Source organism: Onishia taeanensis (genome assembly GCF_013349955.1).
Taxonomy (GTDB): domain Bacteria; phylum Pseudomonadota; class Gammaproteobacteria; order Pseudomonadales; family Halomonadaceae; genus Onishia; species Onishia taeanensis_B.
The window spans coordinates 1-1397 of the sequence record NZ_JABVXC010000034.1 but is presented as its reverse complement, the minus strand read 5'-3'; the positions used below and the strand labels follow the sequence as shown (position 1 = coordinate 1397).

Genomic DNA, 1397 nt, shown 5'->3' with positions numbered 1-1397 from the left:
GGACTTCGGCTTCAAGGACCAAATCACTCGCTCAGGGCTTTCGGTACCCAGCAACATTGCAGAAGGCATGACGCGTGGCACGGCCAAGGACAAATGACACTTCCTGCTGATCGCCAAGGGCTCATGCGCTGAACTGAGAACACAGATCTACATCGGTATCGATATCGGCTACATCGATAAAGCCAGTGGAAACCGATGGATACAGGAAACAAGGGAGATTGCCGCGATGCTCTCGGGGCTGATCGGCAAGCTCACCATCGAATGAATCGGCTGAGTAGCTAACGGGGTTGGGGTTTCTTCCAGCTTCCAGCTTCTAGCTTCAAGCTATGGGATAGAAAATGGCACATGCTTCGGAATTGATCGCCGATAACATCGAGCAGTACCTGCACGAGCACGAGAACAAGGATCTCTTGCGCTTCATCACCTGCGGTAGCGTCGATGACGGCAAGTCCACCCTGATCGGGCGGCTGCTGCACGACTCCAAGATGATCTACGAGGATCAGCTGGCCGCCATCACCCAGGCCTCCAAGACCAGCGGGACCACCGGCGATCAGGTCGACCTGGCGCTGCTGGTCGACGGCCTGCAGTCCGAGCGGGAGCAGGGCATCACCATCGATGTGGCCTATCGTTTCTTCTCCACCGACCGGCGCAAGTTCATCATCGCCGACACGCCGGGCCACGAGCAGTACACCCGTAACATGGCCACCGGCGCCTCCACCGCCAGCCTGGCGGTGATTCTGATCGACGCCCGTTACGGCGTGCAGACCCAGACCCGCCGCCACAGCTATATCGCCGACCTGCTGGGCATCCAGCATCTGGTGATCGCGGTCAACAAGATGGACCTGGTCGACTACTCAGAAGACCGCTTCAACGAGATCGTCGCCGAGTATCGGGCCTTCGCCGAAAACCTCAACGCCCCGGACATCCGCTTCGTGCCGCTGTCGGCGCTGACCGGCGACAATGTGGTCAACGGCAGCGACAACATGCCTTGGTACCGTGTTGATGGAGAACCGGGCACACCGCTGCTCTCGCTGCTGGAGACCGTCGAGGTCGCCCACGACTCGAACCTCAGTGACCTGCGTCTGCCGGTGCAGTACGTCAATCGCCCGAACCTCGACTTCCGCGGCTACTGCGGCACCCTTGCCGCCGGCATCCTGCGTCCCGGTCAGGCCGTCAAGGCGCTGCCCTCCAACAAGACGAGCAAGATCGAGCGCGTAGTCACCTTCGACGGCGACCTGGAAGCGGCCTATCCGGGGCAGGCGATTACCGTGACCCTGGAAGACGAGATCGACATCTCTCGCGGCGACTGGATCGTCGCCGCCGATGCCGAGGTGCCGATGTCCAACGCCTTCGAGGCCGACATCGTCTGGATGCACGAGACGGCGCTCGAACCCGGC

The 1397-nt window shown here is 61.0% G+C and carries 1 protein-coding gene and 1 pseudogene; both read left to right on the top strand.

What is annotated here, in order from left to right; all coding sequences use genetic code 11:
* A pseudogene (locus tag HUS66_RS17325) lies at positions 1–265 on the top strand (four helix bundle protein); the annotation flags it as partial.
* A gap of 73 nt (positions 266–338) precedes the next feature.
* Positions 339–1397: sulfate adenylyltransferase subunit CysN (gene cysN, locus HUS66_RS17320; RefSeq protein WP_175072439.1), on the top strand; the 1059-nt coding region annotated here is incomplete at its 3' end.